A 24,549-nucleotide genomic window follows, 5' to 3' on the forward strand; every position below is an offset into this window, starting at 1 on the left:
TTTTAAAAAGCGCTCCGGCGCTTTTTTATTTCCCATCAGCCGAGGACAAAGCTTCGATGATTGGACAACAGGCGCTGTCGTTACCCGGGCAGGTACTCGCCAGTGATTTCAACGACTTTTTCATGGCCTGAAGTTCTTTTATTTTGTCGTCTATCTCTGCGATTTTCTCCAATGCCTTTTGCTTTACATCTGCGCTTCGACGGTTAGGATTTCGCGACATATCCAACAAGGTCTGGCACTCTTCCAAACTAAAGCCCACCAAGCGCGAACGACGGATCATTTGCAACTCATTAATGTGCTTTTGACCATAAGCCCGATAGCCATTCTCCAGACGTGCAGGTTCACTAATGATCCCCTTTTGTTCGTAGAAACGAATCGTCTTTGGTGTCAGCCCTGTCGCCTTGGCAATTTCATTGATTTTCATGCCGCACTCCCCGTCTAAAACTCACGCTTGACCTTACAGTTGATGGAAGGTTTATTCTACGGAATTATGAACAGTCCATACCTGAGACTGCAAGTAAATTTATAGGTATCGAAATGACAGATACAGAACTGAACGCTCATGAGGAAGGCAAAGAAGCCGTCACACTTATCACGCTCCCCTTGTCAGGACTTAACTGCATGGGTTGTGCGCGTAAAGTGAAAAATGCCGTCGAGCCTATCGAAGGTGTGTCTGTAGTGGAAGCCGACAAGACCTCCCTAACGATTAATGCAGATGCGCCTTTAAGTGACGTCATCAATGCGGTTGAATCGCTGGGTTATCAGGCGGGAGAGATCACGGTACTTCCTTTGGCAGGGCTCAGCTGCGGGCGCTGTGTTGCCAAACTGAAAGCCGCTTTTGAAGCTTCACCAAAGGTTTTTCTTGCGGATGTGAGTAAGACCGAAGCTACCATCAACAGCGCACTGACACGGGAAGAATTAACAGCCATCGTCGATGCTACGGGTTATCAGGTTGCAGAAACCCAGAGCGAAATAACACACGTGGCTGAAATCACAGCAGCGCCAGAAGTTGCGCTCGATGATGCTCCGTCCGAACCGACGTTGAGTTCAAATTCAGCTTCCCTGCAATTTATTCTTTCCGGCATGACCTGCGCGAGCTGTGTGTCATCCGTAGAAGGCGCGATAAAAGGCGTAACCGGTGTAATGGCGGTCAACGTAAACTTGGCTGAGCGCACTGCGTTAGTGTCCGGAGAAGCCGACGCCGACGTCATCATCAAAGCGGTAGAAGCCGCAGGCTATGGCGCAGAAGTGAGTGAAAGCGAAGAGACTCGCCGTGAGCGTCAGGCAGCCATGCATGCCGCACAACTTGCAGAACACAAACGCAACACCTGGCTGTCTCTGGGCTTAGGTGCACCACTGATGGTATGGGGACTGCTCGGCGGTTCAATGACCATTGAAAGCACCACCAGCCAAATCGGCTGGGGCATCATTGGCCTTTTAACCTTTGCACTTTTATGTACCGCGGGTAAACATTTCTTCGTAAATGCCATAAAAGCGGCACGCCATCATCGCGCGACCATGGATACCTTAGTCGCTTTGGGTACGGGTTCTGCTTGGCTTTACTCTGTTGCCGTGGTATTTGCGCCAGACCTTTTCCCTGTACAAGCACGTCATGTGTACTTCGAAGCCACAGCCATGATTCTGGGGTTGGTGACACTTGGTCATGCTATTGAAGCCAAAGCACGTGCATCGACATCTAAAGCGCTTGATCGCTTACTCGACCTGCAACCACCAACTGCGCTGCTTGTCGAAAACGGGCTGGAGCGAGAGGTCCCTCTGGCCGTCGTGCAAGCAGGCATGATGCTCAGGGTGAAACCCGGCTCAAAAATTCCGGTTGATGGTGTGGTTCAAGACGGCGAGAGCTTTGTCGATGAATCCATGCTGACTGGCGAGCCGCTTGCCGTTCGCAAAACCGCAGGGGAAAGGCTGCATGCCGGTACCGTGAACCAAAACGGTAGTCTGCTGTTTAAAGCCACCGGTATCGGTAGCGACACCATGCTGTCACGCATTATTCAGTTGGTTCGTCAGGCACAAAGCAGCAAACCGGCGCTGGCACGTATGGCGGATTCTATCTCGGCGATATTTGTTCCAACGGTTATGATCATTGCCATTCTGACAGCGCTTGGGTGGTACAACTTTGGTCCAGATCCGAAGCTCAGCTTTATGCTGGTCACCGCGACAACTGTGCTGATTATCGCCTGTCCTTGTGCGCTTGGTTTGGCAACGCCAATGTCTGTCACAACTGGCGTTGGTCGTGCGGCTGAACTTGGGGTGCTCATTCGTGATGCAGAGGCACTGCAACATGCAGCCTCTGTGGACACTGTGGTATTGGATAAAACCGGCACATTGACCGAAGGCAAGCCGCAAGTGACATCGATAATCAGCCTTGCACTGCCAGAGGAGGAGTTACTACGTATCGCTGCAAGCCTTGAGCAAGGCTCTGAGCACCCACTGGCAAAAGCAGTGCTGGATGCAGCAAAAGGTAAAAACATCGCCCTTGCATCAGTATCGAACTTTGAAGGTATTCCAGGAAAAGGTCTGAGTGCCAACATTGATGGCGACATTTATTTTCTGGGTAACGCCCGCTTGATGGCTGAAAAAGGCATTGCGGTGGAAGACGGCCAAGCTGCCGCCAAGCAACAAGCCGAACGCGGGGAAACCGCTGTGTATCTGGCAACAAGCACTGAGCTTCTTGGTCTTATTGGCATCAGCGACCCATTGCGTTCAGATTCTGCCAGCGCCGTAAAACGTCTGAAAGCTTTGGGCTATCAGGTGGTGATGCTCACCGGTGATCATCCTGATACGGCCAATGCCATTGCCAAACTGGCCGGGATTGAGAATGTGATTGCGGGGGTTTTGCCAGACGGTAAAGCGGATGTCGTCACTCGCCTTCAGAGCGAAGGCAAGAAAGTCGCCATGATTGGTGATGGCATCAATGATGCGCCAGCACTGGCCAAAGCTGAAGTTGGGATTGCCATTGGTAGTGGCAGCGATGTAGCTATTGAAAGTGCACAGATGACATTGATGCGTCACTCAATAGATGCAGCCACTGATGGGCTAACACTTTCCAAAGCAACCCTTCGTAATATGAAGGAAAATCTCTTTGGTGCATTTGTTTACAATTCTCTGGGTATTCCGATTGCTGCGGGTGTGTTATATCCCCTCACCGGCGCACTGCTAAGCCCAGTTGTTGCCGGCGCGGCCATGGCTTTATCGTCGATTACCGTCGTGAGTAATGCCAACCGACTGCGCTGGTTTAAGCCCCCCAAAGGAGGAAACCATGCTGGTTAATTTCATTGGATTGGGACTGATCGGAGCCATCATCTGGTGGTTCTGGCTGGCGGAAAAGAAAAATTAAACGCCGTCTAAATTAACGCTGTTTGCGACTACGCAACAGGCATTCGCCCCGGGTTAGTTTCATCGCCCGGGGATAACATCGAGGAGAAAATGATGAAATCTAAACTTGCTGCACTGTCGTTTGCGCTGCTATCCACCAGCGTGTTTGCTGCTTCTGGTGTGACTTACAAATCTCCATATTGCGGTTGCTGTAAAGAGTGGGTTAAGCACATGGAAGACAACGGCTTTGAGATGAAGTCTGAAGATCATGTGAACATGAACCCAATTAAGATGAAGCTTGGTATCAAGCCTGAGCTCGCTTCGTGCCACACCACTGTTATCGACGGTTACCTGTTTGAAGGGCACATCCCAGCTAGCGACGTAAAAGCCTTCCTAGAGCAAAAACCAAAACTGGCCGGTCTTGCTGTACCTGGCATGCCAGTTGGTTCACCGGGCATGGAATATGGCGACCAAAAAGACCCATATGATGTCGTTGGCTTCTCGAAAAGCGGTATGACTGTCGTCTTTAATAGCCACAACAAAGACTGACAATTGCTGGTGAAGCCTCCATACTGGACTTTCAACAGTATGGAGGCTTCATGTACCGCATTACTACCCTGTTTTTCTCGCTGCTTTTTAGCACGTTATCTATCGCCGACCCTCAAGTCTGGCAGGCGCAAAAAGGCGACCTTTCCTTTACCATCATGGGCTCTGTGCACGCTGGCAAGCCAGAGTTCTATCCTCTTCCCGATGTCATGGTAAGTAGATTCGAATCTGCCGATGGTCTTATCGTAGAAGCCGATATCATTAACGATAAATCTATTTCCATTCCCAAAGGAAAACCTTCTGCCTCGTATCTGACAGACGCCCAGAAAGAGACGCTTGAGCAAATCGCAGCAGAGACGGGTACACCATCAAACGTGCTGCTTAATCTTCCTCCCTGGCAAGCAGCCATGGCACTCCAGCTATACCAAATCAACAAGTTGGAACTCCAACAACTGCTGGGCATTGACCTTTATTTCCTCTCTCGCAGCCAGAAGCATTCTGTACCAGTGATCCCACTGGAAACCGTACAACAGCAAGTCGACCTACTGGCCAATGCAGATAAGGATGGTTTGGAGCTACTGACAGACACTCTGGATTACTGGGAACTCTCCAAAGAGTTTATGCCCTGTCTGATTGATGCCTGGCAGTATGGTGACGGTGCGAAAATGGAAGAAATGGTAACGGTCATGAGCGGCGCAGGAGAGTTCGAACGTCAACTGATTGATGAACGCAACCACAACTGGCTGGAAGCTCTCACTGACAGATCGCGTTTTAAAAAAGGAAGTTACGTGATGGTTGTCGGTGCATTGCACCTTTATGGCAAAGAAGGTGTGCTGACGCTGCTGGAAAAAGCCGGTTTCGACGTAAAACTCTTAACGAAGGGTGAAAAGGTTGATTGCGAAATCCCGGCGATTCCATGAGCGGCTAGATCAGCCGCTCACCAGTACCTGAGTCACAATCATTGAGACCAGAAACAACAGAATAAACCAGATGACAATAGACTTTCTCATACCCTTTTCCTTACTGCGGTAAAGCCAGAATCTCGGGGGGTAGTTTACCGCAAACTGGAGATGGTACAGAGTGCGGATAGGTGTTTGTTACAATTGCCACGTCAACAAAGGGAAAATAGCCTTAGTTGCTACAACATTTCCTGGATGATTCAAAATGGTCAAAACGAAAAAGCCCCGCATTGCTGCGAGGCTTCGAAGAGTGGTCGGTGAAGAGGGATTCGAACCCCCGACCCTCTGGTCCCAAACCAGATGCGCTACCAAACTGCGCTATTCACCGAATATATGTTTTGTATCTTGAGATTCCCTTATTAGAGGGTGACCCTCTGGTCCGCTATTCTCAAGAGCCGGATGCGCTACCAAACTGCGCTATTCACCGACAATATTGCTCAAGCTTATCGCTCAAGTCTTGAAGAGTGGTCGGTGAAGAGGGATTCGAACCCCCGACCCTCTGGTCCCAAACCAGATGCGCTACCAAACTGCGCTATTCACCGAACATGTGTTTTTGCGTCTTGAGATTCCGTTATAAGAGGGTGACCCTCTGGTCCGCTATTCTCAAGAGCCGGATGCGCCATCAAACTGCGCTATTCACCGACGATATTACTCAAGCGTATTGCTCAAGATTTGAAAGAGTGGTCGGTGAAGAGGGATTCGAACCCCCGACCCTCTGGTCCCAAACCAGATGCGCTACCAAACTGCGCTATTCACCGAACATATGTTTTGTATCTTGAGATTACGTTATTAGAGGGTGACCCTCTGGTCAGCTATTCTCAAGAGCCGGATGCGCAATCAAACTGCGCTATTCACCGACAATGCTGATTCGCTATGCGTCTCAGAGGTTGGTTATATTACTCATCCACGCTTAAGACACAAGTGTTTTATCAGGATTTTTGCGTGGTACGAACCGTTCGCTCAAACGATCACCAATCCAGAATAAATTGCGACAACACACACACTTGAATTGTCACGTGCCACTAACACGAGCTTCACTTGATCTGGATCATCGTTGATTCTTTCACCAATTGGCAACCTAGTCTTAACGTTCACAGACATAGGAAATACAAAAATGGAATTCTGGTTAGACCTACTTTTCGGCAACGCAATTGGCCTCTCCTCAATGATCGTCATTTTTGTTGCCTTAGGCATGATTAGCTTCATGGCAGGGTTCTTTGTCTACAAGGCGATGAAAGAGCCAGGAACACAATAATTCCCTTAAACCAGTTAAATGTAGACTTGGTTGCTTACGCCGAAGGCAGCAACGCACTTCGGCTTCTTTTTATTCATAACGCGAAGCAGCACTCGTTGCTTCGCGTTTTTTATTGCTCAATGTTGGTCGACAAACACCAAACTAGCGATTTCATTCATCATAATAATCAGAGCATTAAATGCCACTAACACTTCCTACGAGACCTCCGAATTGTTTGCCGTTATACTCAAACCATGCTCCAACAACCCGTAACGACTATGAACGGCAACAACGAGTTCGACTTATTTCGGGAGATGATGGCAGATGTCGCGCCTATCAAGCACGATACGGTCGATAACTCCCAACAATCACATAAACCGACTGAAGCTCAGCTGGCACGTCAGCTTGCAGCTCAAAGCCTCTCTGAGGGTGATCCTGAGTATCTTTCCATTGATTACGCCAAGATGCTCAAGCCTGACGATATCGTGGCTTTCAAGCGCGCTGGTGTTCAGGATGGCGTATTTCGAAAACTCCGTCTGGGTAAATATGACATTCATGCCCGACTGGACCTGCACAAATACACCCTGAAAGATGCCAGAGATGAAATCCTGCGCTTTCTGAAACAATGCCAACGCATGGACATTCGCTCGGTGATCATTGTGCACGGAAAAGGCGAACGCTCAAACCCTCCCGCCATGATGAAAAGCTATGTCTGCCAGTGGCTGGAACAGATCACTGACGTGCAATGCTTCCACTCCGCCCAGCGTCATCAAGGTGGTACCGGCGCAGTCTATGTGATGATTAAAAAGAGTCAGGAAAAGAAACTGGAGACGCGGGAGCGACACCTTAACCGTCGGAGTTAATATTCTATCTCATCAACGAAAACAGGAGCCGATGGCTCCTGTTTTTTATCTCACCGATACCTATAGGGTGACAACAACCCGAACCGCAAGGCCTATCAACACGATGCCGCACAGGCGATCAATCAGCACGGCTTTTTGCTTCAGTTTTTCCAGCATACGTGGAGAGGAAAGCACCAATGTCACTATGGTGTACCAAAGGCCATCAATCACAAAAGGGGTCAGCACAATCACTGCACGGCTGAACGTATCTGTGCCAATCGCTACAAACTGACTGAACAATGCGAGAAAGAAAAGTGCTAGCTTGGGGTTAAGAACTGAAATCATGGCACCATCGCGCGCTGCTTCCCACAAAGTGGTTTTCTCGCCTTTTTCCAGCTTGGCTGCCACACCACCTTTAGCACGCAGGGATTTAATACCAAGCCAAGCGAGATACGCGGCACCCGCATAGGCGATAGCAGTAAAAAGCGTTGGAGACTCTTTGAGGATAACAGCCAGACCAAGGAGGGTTAACAGGGCGTAGAAGCCAACACCTAATGCATGTGACCACGCAGCAACAATGCCATGTAAACGACCACCAGCCAGGCTGTGTCGCATCATCACCACGAGACTAGGCCCAGGGGAAACTGCCCCCAAAATACACACCAGTGCCAGACCCAGCCATACGGAAATTGTCACTTAGCGCCTCCTTTCACGCCCATCAGGCTATTTAAACGAATGATCTGTTCATTCGTCAGTTCAATCATACAGTTGAGGTATCCCTGCCCACTGCCAGAGCCGGAGGCATAACTTGCCTCTACCATTTTGCACTGGTTTTCGCGCCAGTACTGGAACCCTTCCATTGCGCTCGTGATCATAGGTAGCGCATCAGATGCCGATGATACTTCATCCAGCTTCGTAAAATGTGCTCTGAGCGCAGTTTCGGTTTTATTCAATGCGTCCTGTGCCACCTTCCAGTGATTATCCAGACAGGCCGTGACTTCAACGTGCGTTTCAGAAGCTTTGTAGCATGCCATCAATGCAGAGTGCTCTTTCCCTGCAAAGGCCGTCAGAGGTAAACCCAACAAAATGAATACCCACCAACTCTTGTGCATGAACTACCCCTCCTTGCCGATCGCGGCAAATTTTCCTTGTGTCAGTGAGAGTAAATCTGAGGGAGAAAGTTCAATTTCAAGGCCACGTTTGCCCGCGCTGACGTAAATGGTTTCAAAGGCTTGAGCCGTATCATCCAAAAGGGTCGGTAAACGCCTTTTTTGACCTAGCGGACTGATGCCGCCGACCACATAGCCAGTGGTCTTTTCGGCAATGGCCGGATTCGCCATTTCTGCTTTTTTCGCACCCGCAGCTTTCGCCGCTGCTTTTAAGTCCAACTGGCCGGAAACCGGCACAATGGCTACAGCCAGCTTTTTCGGGTCACCGTTCATTGCAAACAGCAGGGTTTTAAAGACCCGCGCTGGGTCCTGCCCCATCACACTTGCTGCTTCCAACCCGAAGTTGGTGTTGTTCGGATCATGATCGTAACTGTGAACATGAAAATGAATGCCCGATTTTTCCGCCAGTGTAATTGCCGGTGTCATATCCTTTCTCTCTGTGTTTGCTTAGACTGAAAACCTTGCTGAATTCAGGGCTGCTATCCCGCTGATAATGACATAAAAAAAGGCACTGTCACCAGTGCCTTTTTGTCTCTGACGCGAGGTTTCTCGCCCGGAGAGGATGTGTTTACTTGTAAGTAATTTCGCCGTTTGGCGCGTACTTGTTCACATCGATTGGAGAGTTCTTCTCCAGGTAGTCTTTCAGCACTTCTGCATCCACAAAACCGGTGTTCACATTACCTGGGTGGCCAGTCAGTTTCGGATAGCCATCACCGCCAGCTGCGTTGTAGCTAGGCACGGTAAAGCGGTAAGTTTTGTTTGCGTCCAGCGGTTCACCGCCGATCACAACGTCACTCACACCATCAGGTGACACCGTCATTGAGATACCGTAGAACTGCGCGTAAGCACCTGAGTCAACTGGCTTGGTTGCCACTTCGTTCAGGTAATCCAGCACTTCTGCACCGCTCATGTCGGTGTAAGTCACCATGTTCGCAAATGGCTGAACGGTCAGCACATCTTTGTAGGTCACATCACCTTCTTCGATTGACGCACGCACACCACCGGAGTTCATTACCGAGAAGTCTGCTTTCGCACGGTCTTTGTGTGCTGCAGCAATCAGACGGCCAAGATTAGTTTGCTGGAAGCGAACCACGTTACGTTCACCCTGCAGATGACCATTGGTTTCTGCAATTTTCACGTTCAGCTGTTCCTGACCTTTCTCCTGATAAGGTTTCAGGAAGTCATACAACGCTTTATCTTTTGGAATTTCATTCTGGATGAAGACACGTTTCTTCTCACCGTTCACCTTGATTTTCTTCTTCAGGTTCACAGGGATCAGGTCGTAAGACACCAGGTTCAGTTCGCCGTTACGGAATTCAAAGTCCGCTTTACCCACGTACTTGCCCCACTCATGCGCCTGAACAATCCAGGTACCGTTTTGGTTGTCTGGCTTACACTCGTCGCCCGGCTTGAACGACTTGTTGTACATGTTCGGGCCTTCCATACAGACAGGCTCTTGCGAGTGACCACCCACAATCATGTCCAGCGAACCTTCGTTAAGGTAGCGAGCCAGAGCCACATCGCCTGGTGCATTGATGCCACGCTTGCCATCTTCATAGTGGCCCATGTGCGTCGCTGCAATGATGATGTCAGGGTTTTCAGTTTCTTCCAGCTCAGCAATCAGTTTTTTCGCTTCTTCTTTTGGATCGCGGAAGTCCAGCTCACCGATAAACTCAGGGTTACCAATTTTCGCAGTGTCTTCTGTTGTCAGACCGATTACTGCGATACGCAGACCGTTGCGCTCAAAGATTTGGTAAGCCTGATACTTACGCTCGCCAGTGGCTTTGTCGTAGATGTTTGCCGACAGCATTGGGAAGTCAGCCCATTCCATTTGCTGGTCAAGCACTTCAAGTGGATTGTCGAATTCGTGGTTACCCAGTGCCATCGCGTCATAACCGATCATGGTCATGCCTTTGAAGTCTGGTTCTGCATCTTGCAGATCAGACTCTGGAACACCAGTGTTGATGTCACCGCCAGATAGTAGCAGCACAGCTGCACCGTTCGCTTCTGCTTCATCACGCAGGTTATCGATCAGCGTTTTACGTGCCGCCATACCGTATTCGCCGTGGCGGTTATGCCAGAAGCGACCATGGTTGTCGTTAGTGTGGAGAATGGTCACTTTGTAAGTGGTATCTGGTTGCCAACCCGGTACAACTTCCGTTGTTTCGCTCGTGGTTGAACAGCCTGCCAACGTGGCAAGCAGAGCAGCACTGATCGCTGCTTTTAGAGAGAGGCGTTCCTTCATGGTGATACCTATTTTCTATTCGACAGCGCGAAAGTCACGGCTTTGGCTATGTCGAGGGTTTAACCTAAACTACTTTCAATTTCACGAAGTAGTCTAAATAGTTAAACTGGGTATCACATATAACTTTCAAGAAAATGCCGCGGAGATCACTTAAAAACACCTCAACTGCGGCTAAATACACCGCAATTGAAGCGCTTACATCACCTATCTAGACAAGTGTTGTCCTTTACTTCGAGCAATGGCAAAAGCTGCTGATACAGCAAGCAAGAAGCAGTAATACGATTGGCCCACCACGCTGAGAGGTGAGAGTCCGAAGATCGACCCAAGTAATAACGCCTGCGCACCGTAAGGCAAAATGCCCTGAATCACACAAGAGAAGATATCCAGTAAGCTGGCACTGCGTTTTGGTGCCACATCATGCTGGGTAGCCAGCTCTTTTGCTACGCCACCAGCCACGATAATGGCAACAGTGTTGTTGGCAGTACAGAGGTTAGTCATGCTGACCAGCGCAGCAATACCCGCTTCACTTGCACGAGGAGAGCCTTTCTCAGTCTCTTTGTCCGCACGGGACAGGATCAGTTTGCTCAGTTTATCTGTTACGAACGCCAAGCCGCCCTGCTGACGCATCAGCTCGGCCAAACCACCAATCAGCAGCGACAACAGGAAGATCTCCTGCATGTTGCCAAAGCCTTTGTAGATGTCCTGACTGAATGCCATTACGCTGTAATCTGCCGTCTGTGCCATACCGACAATACCCGCAAACAGGATGCCGATGGTCAGTACAACAAACACATTCATGCCATAAACAGCCAACACAAGAATAGTCAGGTAAGGCAACACTGCCAGCCAGTCGATTTCACCGGCAACCGGTGCTTGGGTCACTTCATTGGCAAAGAAGAAAATCACCAGCGCCACCAGAGCTGCAGGTACCGCAATTTTCACGTTCTCACGGAACTTGTCTTTCATGTGACAGCCCTGAGAGCGTGTCGCCGCTATGGTGGTGTCTGAGATAATAGAAAGGTTGTCACCAAACATCGCACCGCTCAGCACTACACCTGCCATCAGAGCCGCATCGATACCTGTCGTGTCAGCAATGCCCAAAGCCACAGGGGCAACCGCAGCGATGGTACCCATTGAGGTCCCCATTGCTGTTGCGATAAATGCAGAAATCAAAAACAGGCCCGGCAGAATAAAGCTGGAAGGAAGAATGGCCAGACCTAAGTTGACGGTAGCATCCACACCGCCAGTTGCTTTTGCTACCGCAGAGAAAGCCCCCGCCAGTAAGTAAATCAGACACATCGCGGTAATGTCGCGATGGGAAACACCTTCAATAAACTGACCAATTGCACCGTTGAGCTTTTCTTTGCTCATTAGCACGGCCAACATGATGGCAGGTAACACCGCTATCGGTGCCGGAAGTTGGTAAAAGGCGAAATCGACATTCTGGGTCGAGAAATAAATGCCCGTGCCTATAAACAGGCACAGGAAAAGCCCAAAGGGCAAAAGTGCTAACGCCGAGGGCGCGATATTGGTTTGCTTCTGTGTCATGTTGTGTTGCATATTTTTTGTGAAGTGAAACGCAGGGTAATCCCAAAGCGATAGGGCGTCAACATATAGACGTCTAAACGTCCAAGCTAATTTGTAACAGGCGAAAATACTCTTCTGTGAGCTACCCATCCAGTGCCGCTTTTCCTGTTTATTTTTCCCTCCAAAATCATCGCTGAAGCAAACTCACATTTTCTTAGCTTAAGACAGTAAAAAACTGCGCATTTCCCCTAAAGCAACCTCTCGTCAGGCCGATACGGAATGTTGTGCGAAAAATAAAAAATCTCAGCACAACCCACCTCTATTTTATAAAGAGTTCGATGCAAGGAATGTAACATGACGCTGACTCTCAAGCAGAAGCTGATAGGCACCTGCCTTGTCGCCGTAGTGGCGATGGCAACAATCCTGTCTTTCTTAGCTGCTAACCAATTATCTACCCAGACTCAACAAGGCTTAGAAAACCGCGTAGAAAGTATGTCTCAAGTCGCCCGTGTCGGCTTTGCCAACTGGCTGGAAGCTCATGATGTGGCAATGGAAGGCTATGTGGAAACCCTACCTCACGACGACGAAATCAATGCACTGGCCATGCTTCAGGTTTCTGGTGACTTTGCGATGACTTTCTTCGCAGAAACCAATGGTTCTTTGGCGCTCGCTAACGGTGCCAGCGTTGATATCGATCCACGTCAGCGTCCTTGGTACATCGAAGCAGTGCGTGAGAACAAAACAATCTGTACCGCCCCGTATCGTGACGCCCTGACTGGCGAAACCATGGTGACGCTGGCAACTCCTGTCTATCAAAACGGGAAACTCAAAGGCGTGCTAGGTGGCGATATTAGCCTTCAAAAGATTGTCGGCGACCTGTCTCAGTTCAATTTTGGAAAAAATGCCTTTGGTATGCTGTTCGCAGCAGATGGCACCCTGATTGCTCATAACAATGCCTCACTGAACGGTAAACCGCTGACTCAGTATAACCCTGCACTAAACCAATCAGCGGTGCGCGAAGCTATGGCTGAGGGAAGCCTGCTGAACAGCTCTCTCAATGGCACGGAAAAGGCTTACTTCTTTACTGAGCTGCCGGAAGCCAACTGGATTATCGGTATTGAGGTGGATATGAGCACTGAGCTCTCCTCTCATAACTCGGCAGTCACAACCCTGGTCCTGACAAGCTTTGCTGTCACACTCTTCGTGCTGGCACTGTCAGCATGGTTGGTGAACGTGCTTTTCCGCGATCTCATCCGCGTATCTAAAGCCATGGAAGAGATTGCCAGCGGCGATGCAGACCTCACCCAGCGCCTGACACCACACAGCAACGATGAAGTCGGCCAACTGGCGCACAACTTCAACACCTTCGTTGCCAACATGCACACCATGGTGACGCACCTGAAGAGTGTCGGTGAATCGCTCTCTGAGCAGGCAACCCACGCCGCCGAGCAAGCAAGTATCCGCAGCACCCGCATCCGCGGTCAGCAGGATGAGATCAATATGGTGGCAACGGCGATTAACCAAATGGCCGCGGCAACCCAAGAGATCGCAGGCAGCGCAGAAAACACCGCTGAGCTTTCCAAGCAAGCTGTAGGCTGCTCAGAGGAAGGCGCCACTCAGGTGAACCAAAGCCAGCAATCCATCGGTAACCTGTCTACGGAAGTGGAATCTGCCACCAGCGTGATAGCGGAGCTGGACTCCCACACTCAGAGCATCAACTCTATTCTTTCCACCATTCAGGATATTGCCGAGCAAACCAACCTGCTGGCGCTGAATGCGGCGATTGAAGCAGCACGTGCCGGTGAACAAGGCCGAGGCTTTGCCGTGGTTGCCGACGAAGTCCGCGTATTGAGCCAACGTACACACAACTCGACCCGCGAAATCCAGGCGACGATTGAAACGCTGCAAAACACCACCCAGTCAGCAGTGAAAATCATGGAAGACAGCCGTCATTTGGCGACCACCAGCGTGGAAGACGCAAACTTTGCGACCAACAGCCTCTCGCAAATCACGACTTCAGTATCGACAATCAGCGACATGGCGACCCAGATTGCCTCTGCCGCTGAAGAGCAGTCTTTGGTGACGGCAGAAATCACCCGCAACACGGAAGCTGTGCGCAATGCATCGGATGAGTTGGCTCACGAAGCCAATCATGCAACAGAGCAAGCGACGGCGCTATCGAGCCTCTCTCGACAGCTCAATGATGAACTGGCCAGATTCAGGTTATAACGTTCGGACACTCAATCGCAGACACGAAAAAGCCGGCGCATGCGCCGGCTTACTTTTGTCTTTCGAACAATCAATCATTAACGGATGTCCAAATCCTCGAGGCTTTTCACCAGATCGTCCAGTGCTTTCATTTGCTTAAGGAATGGCTCCAGCTTGTCCAAAGGCAGCGCTGAAGGGCCATCACAACGTGCGTTGTCTGGATCCGGGTGCGCTTCAATGAACAGGCCCGCAATCTTGGTACCCAGACCAGCGCGCGCCAAATCAACGGTTTGCTCACGACGACCGCCGGATGCAGCGCCCAGTGGATCACGGCATTGCAGCGAGTGAGTCACGTCAAAGATGATTGGGCTGCCATTGCTCGCCTTCTTCATCACGTCGAAGCCCAGCATGTCGACGACCAGATTATCATAACCCATGCATGAGCCGCGCTCACACAGGATGATGTTTTCGTTGCCACACTCAGCGAACTTATCAACGATGTTGCCCACCTGACCTGGACTCATGAACTGAGGCTTCTTCACGTTGATCACTGCGCCGGTTTTCGCCATTGCTTCAACCAAGTCAGTTTGGCGAGCAAGGAACGCTGGAAGCTGGATAACGTCAACCACTTCAGACACTGGCTGCGCCTGCGCTTCCGTATGAACGTCAGTGATGATTTTCACGCCGAAAGTGTCTTTCAGTTCCTGGAAAATCTTCATGCCTTCTTCCAGACCTGGGCCACGGTAAGAATGCACAGAAGAGCGGTTTGCTTTGTCAAAAGACGCCTTAAACACGTATGGAATGCCCAGCTTCTGGGTCACTTCTACATAGTGCTCACAGATCTGCATCGCCAGATCGCGAGATTCCAACACATTCATCCCGGCAAAAAGAACAAATGGCTTGTCGTTAGCAACTTGAATATCGCCAATCTGAACCGTTTTTTGTGTTGTCATGGTGACTTCCTGATTAGTGGAAAATAGGAGCTTCTGCAGTCAACACTTTGACCTGCAGTTTCAGGAGCTCAGCCGCCGGATCATCCGGGCACTGAGCGATAAAGTATTCATAGTCTTCCGCGGCAACCCAGTCACATTTCAATTGCTGGAAAATATAGCCACGGTCGCGGATTTCATAAGGATCATCCGGACTGAATGTCAGCGCAAGTTCGCTGCAGCGAAGTGCCATGGCGTAGTTTTCTTCACGAAGCAGTGCACTTTTGATCACCGCCAGCCAGCGGCCAATCAATGTAGGGTTGTCTGAAACCTCAAGGTGTTCTTCTTCAAGCTGAGCCGTTGGGCCTTCTTTGCCCACCAGCCAGCCTCGTAATACGCGTTCAGACAAAAACTCGCCATCAAACGGGTTGACGTATTGCGACTCGCGGTGGAACCAATCTACTTTCAGAACAAGTTGAGTCGGAAAGCCGACTGGCTCAACCGGTAAATCTAGGCGATCTGCGAAAAACAGGAAGATAGCGCCCAGACTCACAGGAATGCCTTTACGACGCTCCAGCACTTTATCTACAAAAGCATTTTCAGACGAAAAGTACTGTTCGAAATCGCCTTTGAAGCCCCATTCTTTGTAGAACAGACGCAGCAGACCTTCCAATCGCAATTCGTCGTTAGCTTCTCCAGCCAATAAATGTTCAGCGTCCTTTGCCAGCCGTTCGAGCTCTGCCCGAACCCAATGCATGGATGTCGCCGGATCAATAGCAGCATTCAGTGCAAGCGCACCTTCTACCAAGGTCAGCTCATCTAATTCCTGGTCAGTAAAACCGATCATTTTTACCCCAACAGCTGTGGTGTTTTGGTGATAGCCAAATTAGCGGCGGCAAATACCCAACCTAAAGCACCAAAGAAAGCAAAGAGTCGGAACATAGTTCCCTGACTGTATTTCATGGCAACAAAGCCAAGAGCGATGTATGCCAGAACACAGGTTAGTTTTTCAGTCATCCACATCCCTTGAGGTGTGAACGGATAGAAACCGGTGACAAAAATCAGTGCCACACCAGTTCCTAGCAAAATGGTATCAATCACGTGAGGGACGACCTTCACCCATTTCTTCTCAAGCATTTTGCTGTCCATCATGCGCCATGCAAAACGGATGATAAACAGGATCACGCTCAGGGCGATAAACATCAGGTGAGTATGCTTCAATGCAACGTACATAATTCCGTAGGTCTCTCTTTTTGATTTATTGTTTTGGGTTTTAGCGAATAAAACGCCCTAAGGTAACACGATCCAGCCCAGCATAATCGTGCTGCGTCTCAACATCGCTGAATCCTGCATCAGAAAAAATCGTGCGAACCGCCTCGCCCTGATCGTAACCATGCTCGATAAGCAGCCAGCCATTATCTGTCAAATACTCAGGACTATGCTGACAGATGATACGGATATCCGCTAAACCGTGGTCATCCGCAATCAATGCAGACTTTGGCTCAAAGCGAACGTCACCTTGCGAAAGGTGCGGATCTTCCGGATCAATATACGGAGGGTTGCTGACAATCATGGTAAAACGATGTTCAGGTACATTGCCAAACCAGCTGCTTTGCATAAATTGGGCATTGTTGATGCCGTTTTCAAGCTTGTTGCGTTCAGCCAGTGCAACCGCCTCATCACGAAGGTCGACGCCAGTCACAGCCATATCGTTGCGCTCGCTGGCAATCGCCAACGCAATCGCGCCCGTACCTGTGCCCAAATCCAACACAGAGCCCTCACCTTGTGGCAAACGCTCCAATGCCAGCTCTACCAACCTTTCGGTATCCGGTCTTGGGATCAGGGTGCTGGGTTCCACGTTCAGGCGTAGCGACCAGAAATCACGGTACCCGATAATGTAAGCAACGGGCTCGCCGACTTTGCGACGCTCAAGCAGTGCGTTAAACGCGGCTTCCTCTTCGTCGCTCAGCGCTTTGTCTGACCAGGTGTAGATATAGCTGCTTGGCTTATCGAGCACGTGACAAAGCAGCACAGAGGCATCAATGCGCGGAGAGGGGCTTTGATGCTCTGCTAACAAAAGCGCTGCATCACGCAGCGCATTTTCAATGCTGATTGGCATTAGTGTTGCTCAGCCAGCGCCGCCAGTTGGTCTGCCTGGAACTCTTGGATGATTGGCTGGATCAGTGAATCCAGATCGCCTTCCATCACTTCGTCCAAACGGTAAACCGTCAGGTTGATACGGTGGTCAGACACTCGGCCTTGCGGGTAGTTGTAGGTACGGATACGGTCTGAACGGTCACCGGAACCCAGCAGATTACGGCGGGTACTTGCCTGTTCCGCTGCACGTTTTTCTTCTTCTGCTTTGATCAAACGTGCCGCCAGAACAGCCATCGCTTTAGCTTTGTTCTTGTGCTGTGAACGCTCGTCCTGACATTCCACTACGGTGCCCGTTGGCAAGTGGGTAATACGGATTGCCGAGTCAGTGGTGTTAACGTGCTGACCACCCGCTCCTGATGAACGGAAGGTATCAATTTTCAGATCAGCCGGATTAATTTCCGGGATTTCTGCTTCTGGAATTTCCGGCAGGATAGCAACAGTACACGCTGAGGTGTGAACACGGCCTTGAGATTCAGTAGCAGGGACACGCTGAACGCGGTGACCGCCTGACTCAAACTTCATCACACCGTAAGCGCCTTCACCGCTGACTTTGGCAATCATTTCTTTGTAACCGCCATGCTCACCGTGGTTGGCGTTAACCACTTCAACACGCCAGCCTTTCTTCTCAGCAAAGCGGCTGTAGCTACGGAACAAGTCACCGGCAAAAATTGCTGCTTCATCACCGCCCGCACCCGCGCGGATCTCAAGGAAGCAGTTACGCTCATCGTTAGGATCTTTTGGCAGCAACAGTACCTGAAGCTCATCGCTCAGGCGTTCAATTTCCGCCTTTGCTGCTTTCACTTCTTCCTGCGCCATTTCGCGCATTTCAGGATCGTCTTCGTTCGCCATTTCCTGCGCTGCTTCCAGATCTTCTTCCGCTTGTTTGTAGGAAGTGAAGCATTTGGTCACTTCTTCAAGCTGGCTGTATTCTTTCGACAGTGAACGGAAACGGTCCTGATCGGAGATAACACCCGGATCGCCAAGCAGATGTTGCACTTCTTCATAACGCTCACTGAGTGCTTCCAGTTTCGCGATAATCGATGATTTCATAGTGGGTCTTTAAACTATTTTAGGGGATCCAGACCTAAGCTCTGACGTAGCGTTTCCAGTGTACGCTCGTCGCCATTTCTGGCAGCTTCCTGCATGGCCTGAGTAGGGGCATGGATCAGTTTATTGGTTAATTTATTGCTCAGCTCGGCGACCACTTTCTGTGGGTCGGCGCCACTGGCGAGGGCTTGTAAGCTCTTGCTAAGCAATTCATCTTTCAGTGCTTCCGAATGAGCACGGTATTGTTTGATGCTGTCCACCGCTCCGCGGGAACGCATCCATGTCATAAAGCCTTCGCTTTCTTCATCAACAATCGCTTCAGCCTGAATCGCGGCCGCTTTTCGCTGCTCACGGTTGCGCTCAACAATCGAATGTAAATCGTCGACGGTGTACAGGTAAGCATCGTTCAGCTCACCCACTTCTTCTTCAATATCACGCGGCACGGCAATATCAATCAACAGCATTGGCTGATGACGACGCGCTTTGATCGCTTTTTCCACCATGCCTTTACCGATGATTGGCAATGGCGCAGCCGTTGAGCTGATCACGATATCCGCTTTGTGCATGTGCTCTGGAATCTCTTCCAGAGAAATAATTTCCGCACCAAACGCCTCAGCGAACGGTTTAGCGCGCTCACGAGTGCGGTTAGCAACAATAATGTTCTTACAGTCGTGTTCGAAAAGATGCTTGGCAACCAACTCGATGGTTTCACCTGCTCCCACCAGCAATGCGGTAGAGGTTTCGAGCGACTCGAAAATCTGACGCGCTAGCGAACAGGCTGCAAAAGCCACTGATACGGCATTGCCACCGATATCTGTTTCGGTGCGAACGCGTTTAGCCACGGTAAAGGTTTTGTGGAACAAACGCTCCAGCGAACCATTAATTGAGTTTTGCTCAACAGATTCTGCGTAAGCCTGTTTAACCTGCCCCAAAATCTGAGGTTCACCCAATACCAGCGAATCAAGGCCACTCGCTACTCGCATTAAATGCTGCGCCGCTGCTTGGTCATGGTGGGTATAAAGGCAAGGAAGCAGTGCTTCGCTGTCGAGTTGATGGAAGTCCTGAAGCCAGTCCACGACGACACCCGGGCTTGGCTGCTCGACTTCACAATAGATTTCAGTGCGGTTGCAGGTAGACACAATCACCCCACTCTGCACTACCTGCTTTTCTTTCAGCTGGTGCAATGCATCGCGAAGTTGTTGCGGAGAAAAAGCGACTTTCTCACGCAGGTCGACCGCAGCGGTCTTGTGATTGATTCCGAGAACTAACAAGCTCATTAAGCAGGTTTACCGACAGCACCAGATGAAATCCGAGCCGTGGATTTTACTTTATGGGCCCGTCGAATAAAAGATAACATTAGCTCCCTCTCCTCGCTATCAAGCAGAAGTGTGACTTTTCCGCTTTCGTAACAACATATTCGTCCATTTTTTCAACAAGTAACAAATTGCATTATGTGGCTTTGTCCAAGCGGTGTGATATCTACATCGTATTGGAGAGATTTTTACCTCTGCCACAGATATAATCAGACCACTTCTTTCTCGACAGAGAAAACCGAAAACGGAGTTTGCCTATGTTCAGACGTCATCGCGTCTTGGTTGTATTTTTCCTCGCCCTATTGGGATTGACCGGATGTTCCACCCAACCTATTCCACAAACCGAGTGGCAAACTCACCAAAAAGCATTGGCAGACATTACTGACTTCACGGCTAAAGGCAAAGTCGCGCTGATTAGCCCGGAACAACGCGTTTCCGCCAATTTTGTCTGGGAGCAGAAAGATGACGAGCTTTCACTCCGTCTGACCAACTTCCTCGGTACTACGCTATTTAAGCTGGATGCCACCCCCGACATTGCGGTTTTGGTCGATGGCGACGGTGAACGTTATGTCGGTAGAAACGCCGCAAGTCTTTTAAAGCAACTGACTGGCATTGCCCTGCCCGTTGACGAGATGATGCAGTGGGTCAAAGGGCTGCCTGCAGAACAAAACGAATATACGCTTGGCGCAGATAACCGCCTGGCATTCCTGAGTGAAAACAAAGCCGATACCAATCAGGCTGGCTGGCAGTTGGAATACACTGGCTACGATGCTGATACCAACAACCTACTGCCATCAAAAATCAAAATGAATCAGCACCAGCAAAAAGTGAATCTGGTGATTTCTGAATGGGTTTTACCTCAATGACACAAACCACTTCAGTTTGGCCAGCACCGGCCAAACTTAACCTTTTCCTGTACATCACGGGTCAGCGCGATAATGGCTATCACGATCTGCAAACCCTTTTTCAGTTTCTAGATTACGGCGACACACTTTCCATTACCCCCAATAACAGTGGTGAAGTCACCCTATCACCAGAAATTGAAGGCGTCCCAGCCGAAGAAAATCTGATCTACCGCGCAGCGATGGCAATCAAAGAAAAAACCGGATGTACCTTGGGCGCGCACATTCACATCGAAAAAGAGTTGCCAATGGGCGGCGGTTTAGGTGGCGGCTCTTCCAACGCTGCCACCACATTAGTTGCACTCAATCACCTCTGGGAAGCCCAGCTTTCTGTTGATGAATTAGCCGATATGGGGCTGGCACTGGGTGCGGATGTCCCTGTATTTGTGCGCGGTACCACAGCGTTTGCAGAAGGGGTTGGAGAATTGCTCCAACCTGCCGAAGCAAAAGAGAAGTGGTACCTGGTAGCCAAGCCTGAGGTGAGCATTGCCACCGCAAAAATTTTTGGTCACCCCTCACTGACTCGCAATACACCAAAGCGCACACTAAATGCGCTGTTGGCGGCAAATTACGAAAACGATTGCGAAAAGATAGTCAGAGAGTTGTTTCCAGAGGTTGATAAGGCTATTTCGTGGCTGCTAGAATACGCGCCGTCGAGACTGACCGGGACCGGCGCCTGCGTTTTCGCAGAATTCGAAAACGAAGAGGACGCGCGAGCCACCTTAAACAAATTGCCCGACTGGCTCACTGGCTTTGTCGCACGTGGTGTGAATACCTCACCACTGCTATCGACACTGAAAGTACAATGAGACAGACAACACTCAATGGATGCAACCCCGAGGTTTTCCACCGTGCCTGATATGAAGCTGTTTGCTGGTAATGCAACGCCTGTACTCGCCCAACGCATTGCGAATCGCCTATATATGTCACTAGGTGACGCTACTGTTAGTCGTTTTTCTGACGGTGAAGTGTGTGTACAAATCAATGAAAACGTACGGGGTAGCGACGTATTCGTTATCCAGTCGACTTGTGCGCCTACCAATGACAACCTGATGGAATTGGTTGTGATGATCGACGCACTGCGTCGCGCATCAGCTGGCCGAATCACTGCAGTTATCCCTTACTTCGGCTACGCTCGCCAAGACCGCCGTGTGCGTTCTGCGCGTGTGCCTATCACTGCAAAAGTTATCGCAGACTTCCTGTCTAACGTAGGTGTTGACCGCGTTCTGACTGTTGACCTGCACGCAGAGCAAATCCAAGGCTTCTTCGACGTACCAGTAGACAACATCTTCGGTACGCCGGTACTTCTGGAAGACATGCTGGCGAAGAAACTGGAAGATCCAGTCGTTGTTTCTCCAGACATCGGTGGCGTTGTACGTGCACGTGCAACTGCAAAACTACTGGATGACACTGACATCGCGATCATCGACAAACGCCGCCCGCGCGCGAACGTTTCTCAGGTTATGCACCTAATCGGTGACGTTGAAGGCCGTGACTGCATCATCGTTGACGACATGATCGACACCGGTGGCACTCTGTGTAAAGCAGCAGAAGCACTGAAAAACCGTGGCGCGAAGCGTGTATTCGCTTACGCAACTCACGCAGTGTTCTCTGGCAACGCGCCTCAGAACATCAAAGAATCTGTGATTGACGAAGTGATCGTCACTGACTCAATCCCGCTGAGCGCAGAAATGCAAGCGACTGGTAAAGTTTCACAGCTGACTCTGTCAGGCATGTTGGCTGAAGCAATCCGCCGCATCAGCAATGAAGAATCTATCTCTGCAATGTTCGATTCTTAATCGCTCCCTTTTGCAGATGAAACGCCTCGCTTTCGCGGGGCGTTTTTGTTTTGCACAGATAATGGTAGGATAAGCCGCTTTTGGCACAGGGCGGTTTACCGTTGTGCATAAAACTGTCTACACAGAATAATGAGAATCTCACCGTGAGCGATAAAATTCGTCTTTTAGTGGGTCTGGCAAATCCAGGGCCGGAATATGCAAAAACCCGTCATAATGCGGGTGCCTGGGTGGTTGAAGAATTAGCGCGCATTCATAACGTGTCGCTGAAAGAAGACAAAAAATACTTCGGTTTGACTGCCAGAATCAGTGTGGGTGGCGAAGACCTCCGTCTACTCGTCCCAACCACATTTATGAATCTGTCAGGCAAGTCGGTCGCTGCGCTGGCGAAATTCTTCCAAATCAAACCGGAAGAAATCATGGTGGCTCATGACGAGCTGGATTTGCCACCAGGTGTTGCCAAATTTAAAAAAGGTGGCGGTCACGGTGGCCATAATGGTCTTCGCGACATCATCAGCAAAATGGGCAACAACAAAGAATTCTATCGTCTTCGTGTCGGGATCGGACATCCAGGGCACAAAGACAAAGTGGCGGGTTTTGTGCTGACAAAAGCACCTGCCAACGAACAAAGCCAAATCGAGCAAGCCGTTGACGAAGCCGTTCGCTGCATCGACATTTTGCTGAAAGAAGATCTGGCCAAGGCGCAAAATCGCCTGCATACATTTAAGGCTCAGTAGGCGTCAGCTGACTGAGCTTTCACTGTTTATACAACGAAAGGTTACCATCTCATGGGTTTTAAATGCGGTATCGTTGGTCTGCCAAATGTCGGTAAATCAACTCTGTTCAACGCTCTGACCAAAGCAGGTATTGAAGCGGCTAACTTCCCGTTCTGTACCATCGAACCAAACACTGGCGTGGTACCAGTGCCAGATCTGCGCTTGGACGCACTGGCTAAAATCGTAAACCCACAACGTATCCTGCCAACCACGATGGAATTCGTAGACATCGCAGGTCTGGTTGCAGGTGCTTCTAAAGGTGAAGGTCTGGGTAACAAATTCCTGGCTAACATCCGTGAAACTGACGCGATTGGCCACGTTGTTCGTTGTTTTGAAAATGACAACATCATCCACGTTGCGGGTAAAGTGAACCCAGCTGACGATATCGATGTTATCAACACCGAACTGGCACTGTCTGACATGGAAGCGTGTGAACGCGCTATCCAGCGCCAAGCGAAGAAAGCAAAAGGCGGTGACCGCGATGCGAAATTCGAAATCGCGGTACTGGAAAAGCTACTTCCAGTGCTGGAAGAAGGCAAAATGCTGCGTTCTGTTGAACTGACCAAAGAAGAACACGCAGCGGTTGACTACCTGAACTTCCTGACCATGAAGCCAACCATGTACATCGCAAACGTGAATGATGATGGTTTCGAAAACAATCCATACCTGGACATCGTTCGTGAGATCGCTGAAGCAGAAGGCGCAACCGTTGTTGCAGTTTGTGCGGAAATCGAAGGCGAACTGTCTGAGCTGGACGCTGACGAAGCGGCAGTGTTCCTGGAAGAAATGGGTCTTGAAGAACCTGGTCTGAACCGCGTGATCCGCGCAGGTTACGATCTGTTGACGCTACAAACTTACTTCACCGCTGGCGTGAAAGAAGTTCGCGCTTGGACTATCCCTGTCGGTGCAACTGCGCCACAAGCTGCAGGTAAGATCCACACTGACTTCGAAAAAGGCTTTATCCGTGCAGAAATCATCGGTTACGACGATTACATCGAAAACAACGGTGAAGCAGGCGCGAAAGTAGCGGGTAAATGGCGTTTGGAAGGTAAAGATTACATCGTTAAAGACGGCGACGTTATCCACTTCCGCTTTAACGTGTGATAACAAATACGATCTCCTATTGAAAAAGCTGGCTTCTGCCAGCTTTTTTATTTCCCGAAGTTAAGGACTTGCAACGCTTTCAAGCTTGAGTTGTTAGAATTTCAACCTTCCTGCTCACTTTCACACCGAACTCACCAAATGGGTAAAAAAAGCCAAGAAAAAAGGTTGACGTTGTCAGCCCTTCTTCGCATAATGCGCCCCGCACTCAGGGGGAGACCCCAGAAAGTAAAGATGGCTACGTAGCTCAGTTGGTTAGAGCACATCACTCATAATGATGGGGTCACAGGTTCGAATCCCGTCGTAGCCACCATCTTCTTTCCAGTGCAAATATGCGATGGTGGCGGAATTGGTAGACGCGCTAGCTTCAGGTGTTAGTGTCCTTACGGACGTGAGAGTTCAAGTCTCTCCCTTCGCACCAAATCTTTGCTAAGGCAAAGTAACTGTTGGGGTATCGCCAAG

Annotated in this window: 23 protein-coding genes and 5 tRNA genes; 13 read left to right on the forward strand and 15 right to left on the reverse strand. The window is 50.0% G+C overall.

Annotated features, from left to right (window positions below):
• Positions 1-25: 25 nt before the first annotated feature.
• Complete coding sequence (gene cueR / locus RN22_RS20500; protein ID WP_002541295.1) at positions 26-424, reverse strand: Cu(I)-responsive transcriptional regulator; 399 nt, start codon at positions 422-424, stop codon at positions 26-28.
• Between the two features lie 113 nt (positions 425-537).
• Here cueR and RN22_RS20505 point away from each other — a divergent pair, with 113 nt between their 5' ends.
• The 3 genes from RN22_RS20505 to RN22_RS20515 all read left to right on the forward strand — a co-directional run bounded on the left by RN22_RS20505 (position 538) and on the right by RN22_RS20515 (position 4,802).
• The gene (locus RN22_RS20505; RefSeq protein ID WP_046307249.1) at positions 538-3,291 is read left to right on the forward strand and encodes a cation transporter; all 2,754 of its coding nucleotides are present in this window, start codon (positions 538-540) and stop codon (positions 3,289-3,291) included.
• A 159-nt stretch (positions 3,292-3,450) separates the two neighbouring features.
• A complete protein-coding gene (locus tag RN22_RS20510) occupies positions 3,451-3,885 on the forward strand; it encodes a DUF411 domain-containing protein (protein WP_046307252.1) in 435 nt (144 codons plus the stop codon).
• Positions 3,886-3,935: 50 nt separating this feature from the next.
• Positions 3,936-4,802 carry a TraB/GumN family protein gene (locus tag RN22_RS20515; RefSeq protein WP_046307254.1) on the forward strand — a complete coding sequence of 289 codons (867 nt, stop codon included), beginning with the start codon at positions 3,936-3,938 and terminating at the stop codon, positions 4,800-4,802.
• A gap of 290 nt (positions 4,803-5,092) precedes the next feature.
• Here RN22_RS20515 and RN22_RS20520 read toward each other — a convergent pair.
• From RN22_RS20520 to RN22_RS20530, 3 genes are all read right to left on the reverse strand, one after another.
• A tRNA-Pro gene (locus RN22_RS20520) sits at positions 5,093-5,169 on the reverse strand.
• Positions 5,170-5,306: 137 nt separating this feature from the next.
• Positions 5,307-5,383: transfer RNA gene (locus RN22_RS20525), tRNA-Pro, on the reverse strand.
• A 139-nt stretch (positions 5,384-5,522) separates the two neighbouring features.
• Positions 5,523-5,599, reverse strand: a tRNA-Pro gene (locus RN22_RS20530).
• Positions 5,600-5,955: 356 nt separating this feature from the next.
• Here RN22_RS20530 and RN22_RS24890 point away from each other — a divergent pair.
• Both RN22_RS24890 and smrA read left to right on the forward strand, forming a co-directional pair.
• Entirely contained in the window at positions 5,956-6,096 is a 141-nt protein-coding gene (locus RN22_RS24890) for a DUF3149 domain-containing protein (protein ID WP_002541291.1), read from the forward strand.
• Positions 6,097-6,353: 257 nt separating this feature from the next.
• The gene (gene smrA, locus RN22_RS20540; RefSeq protein ID WP_082111449.1) at positions 6,354-6,938 is read left to right on the forward strand and encodes a DNA endonuclease SmrA; all 585 of its coding nucleotides are present in this window, start codon (positions 6,354-6,356) and stop codon (positions 6,936-6,938) included.
• A gap of 60 nt (positions 6,939-6,998) precedes the next feature.
• Here smrA and RN22_RS20545 read toward each other — a convergent pair whose 3' ends face one another.
• From RN22_RS20545 to RN22_RS20565, 5 genes are all read right to left on the reverse strand, one after another.
• Positions 6,999-7,613, reverse strand: a complete 615-nt coding sequence (locus RN22_RS20545) for a LysE family translocator (protein WP_002542392.1) — start codon at positions 7,611-7,613, stop codon at positions 6,999-7,001.
• A complete protein-coding gene (locus RN22_RS20550; protein ID WP_046307257.1) occupies positions 7,610-8,029 on the reverse strand; it encodes a lysozyme inhibitor LprI family protein in 420 nt (139 codons plus the stop codon). Before RN22_RS20550 ends, RN22_RS20545 begins: the two co-directional genes overlap by 4 nt.
• Positions 8,030-8,032: 3 nt before the next feature.
• Positions 8,033-8,512 carry a Cys-tRNA(Pro) deacylase gene (gene ybaK / locus RN22_RS20555; protein WP_046307259.1) on the reverse strand — a complete coding sequence of 160 codons (480 nt, stop codon included), beginning with the start codon at positions 8,510-8,512 and terminating at the stop codon, positions 8,033-8,035.
• A gap of 142 nt (positions 8,513-8,654) precedes the next feature.
• The gene (gene ushA, locus RN22_RS20560) at positions 8,655-10,331 is read right to left on the reverse strand and encodes a bifunctional UDP-sugar hydrolase/5'-nucleotidase UshA (RefSeq protein ID WP_046307261.1); all 1,677 of its coding nucleotides are present in this window, start codon (positions 10,329-10,331) and stop codon (positions 8,655-8,657) included.
• A gap of 204 nt (positions 10,332-10,535) precedes the next feature.
• Positions 10,536-11,879, reverse strand: coding sequence for a Na+/H+ antiporter NhaC family protein (locus tag RN22_RS20565; protein WP_039850624.1), 1,344 nt, complete (start codon positions 11,877-11,879; stop codon positions 10,536-10,538).
• 333 nt (positions 11,880-12,212) lie between these two features.
• On the opposite strand from RN22_RS20565, the gene RN22_RS20570 reads away from it, so the two are divergent.
• Positions 12,213-14,087: a methyl-accepting chemotaxis protein gene (locus tag RN22_RS20570; RefSeq protein WP_046307263.1), complete on the forward strand. Its 1,875-nt coding sequence runs from the start codon at positions 12,213-12,215 to the stop codon at positions 14,085-14,087.
• Between the two features lie 77 nt (positions 14,088-14,164).
• On the opposite strand, the gene kdsA is transcribed toward RN22_RS20570, so the two are convergent.
• Genes kdsA through hemA form a run of 6 tightly spaced genes read right to left on the reverse strand, consistent with a single transcriptional unit; the run spans position 14,165 to position 19,476 of the window.
• The gene (gene kdsA / locus RN22_RS20575) at positions 14,165-15,019 is read right to left on the reverse strand and encodes a 3-deoxy-8-phosphooctulonate synthase (protein WP_046307265.1); all 855 of its coding nucleotides are present in this window, start codon (positions 15,017-15,019) and stop codon (positions 14,165-14,167) included.
• Positions 15,020-15,032: 13 nt separating this feature from the next.
• The gene (locus RN22_RS20580; protein ID WP_046307266.1) at positions 15,033-15,842 is read right to left on the reverse strand and encodes a SirB1 family protein; all 810 of its coding nucleotides are present in this window, start codon (positions 15,840-15,842) and stop codon (positions 15,033-15,035) included.
• 2 nt (positions 15,843-15,844) lie between these two features.
• A complete protein-coding gene (locus tag RN22_RS20585; protein ID WP_002542401.1) occupies positions 15,845-16,228 on the reverse strand; it encodes a SirB2 family protein in 384 nt (127 codons plus the stop codon).
• Between the two features lie 40 nt (positions 16,229-16,268).
• Positions 16,269-17,114 (reverse strand): peptide chain release factor N(5)-glutamine methyltransferase, encoded by an 846-nt coding sequence (gene prmC / locus RN22_RS20590; protein WP_046307268.1) that lies wholly within the window; start codon positions 17,112-17,114, stop codon positions 16,269-16,271.
• Entirely contained in the window at positions 17,114-18,202 is a 1,089-nt protein-coding gene (gene prfA, locus RN22_RS20595; RefSeq protein WP_046307270.1) for a peptide chain release factor 1, read from the reverse strand. Before prfA ends, prmC begins: the two co-directional genes overlap by 1 nt.
• 14 nt (positions 18,203-18,216) lie before the next feature.
• Complete coding sequence (hemA, locus tag RN22_RS20600; RefSeq protein WP_046307272.1) at positions 18,217-19,476, reverse strand: glutamyl-tRNA reductase; 1,260 nt, start codon at positions 19,474-19,476, stop codon at positions 18,217-18,219.
• A gap of 293 nt (positions 19,477-19,769) precedes the next feature.
• On the opposite strand from hemA, the gene lolB reads away from it, so the two are divergent.
• The 7 genes from lolB to RN22_RS20635 all read left to right on the forward strand — a co-directional run bounded on the left by lolB (position 19,770) and on the right by RN22_RS20635 (position 24,508).
• Positions 19,770-20,378, forward strand: coding sequence for a lipoprotein insertase outer membrane protein LolB (lolB, locus tag RN22_RS20605; RefSeq protein ID WP_046307273.1), 609 nt, complete (start codon positions 19,770-19,772; stop codon positions 20,376-20,378).
• Entirely contained in the window at positions 20,375-21,223 is an 849-nt protein-coding gene (ispE, locus tag RN22_RS20610; protein WP_046307275.1) for a 4-(cytidine 5'-diphospho)-2-C-methyl-D-erythritol kinase, read from the forward strand. Before lolB ends, ispE begins: the two co-directional genes overlap by 4 nt.
• A 42-nt stretch (positions 21,224-21,265) precedes the next feature.
• The gene (locus RN22_RS20615) at positions 21,266-22,213 is read left to right on the forward strand and encodes a ribose-phosphate pyrophosphokinase (RefSeq protein WP_002542407.1); all 948 of its coding nucleotides are present in this window, start codon (positions 21,266-21,268) and stop codon (positions 22,211-22,213) included.
• Between the two features lie 143 nt (positions 22,214-22,356).
• Positions 22,357-22,947, forward strand: coding sequence for an aminoacyl-tRNA hydrolase (gene pth, locus RN22_RS20620; RefSeq protein WP_002542408.1), 591 nt, complete (start codon positions 22,357-22,359; stop codon positions 22,945-22,947).
• 51 nt (positions 22,948-22,998) lie between these two features.
• On the forward strand, positions 22,999-24,090 hold the full coding sequence (ychF, locus tag RN22_RS20625; RefSeq protein WP_002542409.1) for a redox-regulated ATPase YchF: 1,092 nt from the start codon (positions 22,999-23,001) through the stop codon (positions 24,088-24,090).
• Between the two features lie 233 nt (positions 24,091-24,323).
• A tRNA-Met gene (locus RN22_RS20630) sits at positions 24,324-24,400 on the forward strand.
• A gap of 21 nt (positions 24,401-24,421) precedes the next feature.
• Positions 24,422-24,508, forward strand: a tRNA-Leu gene (locus RN22_RS20635).
• Positions 24,509-24,549 lie beyond the last annotated feature (41 nt).

This window comes from Grimontia sp. AD028 (assembly GCF_000973155.1).
Taxonomy (GTDB): Bacteria; Pseudomonadota; Gammaproteobacteria; order Enterobacterales; family Vibrionaceae; genus Enterovibrio; species Enterovibrio indicus.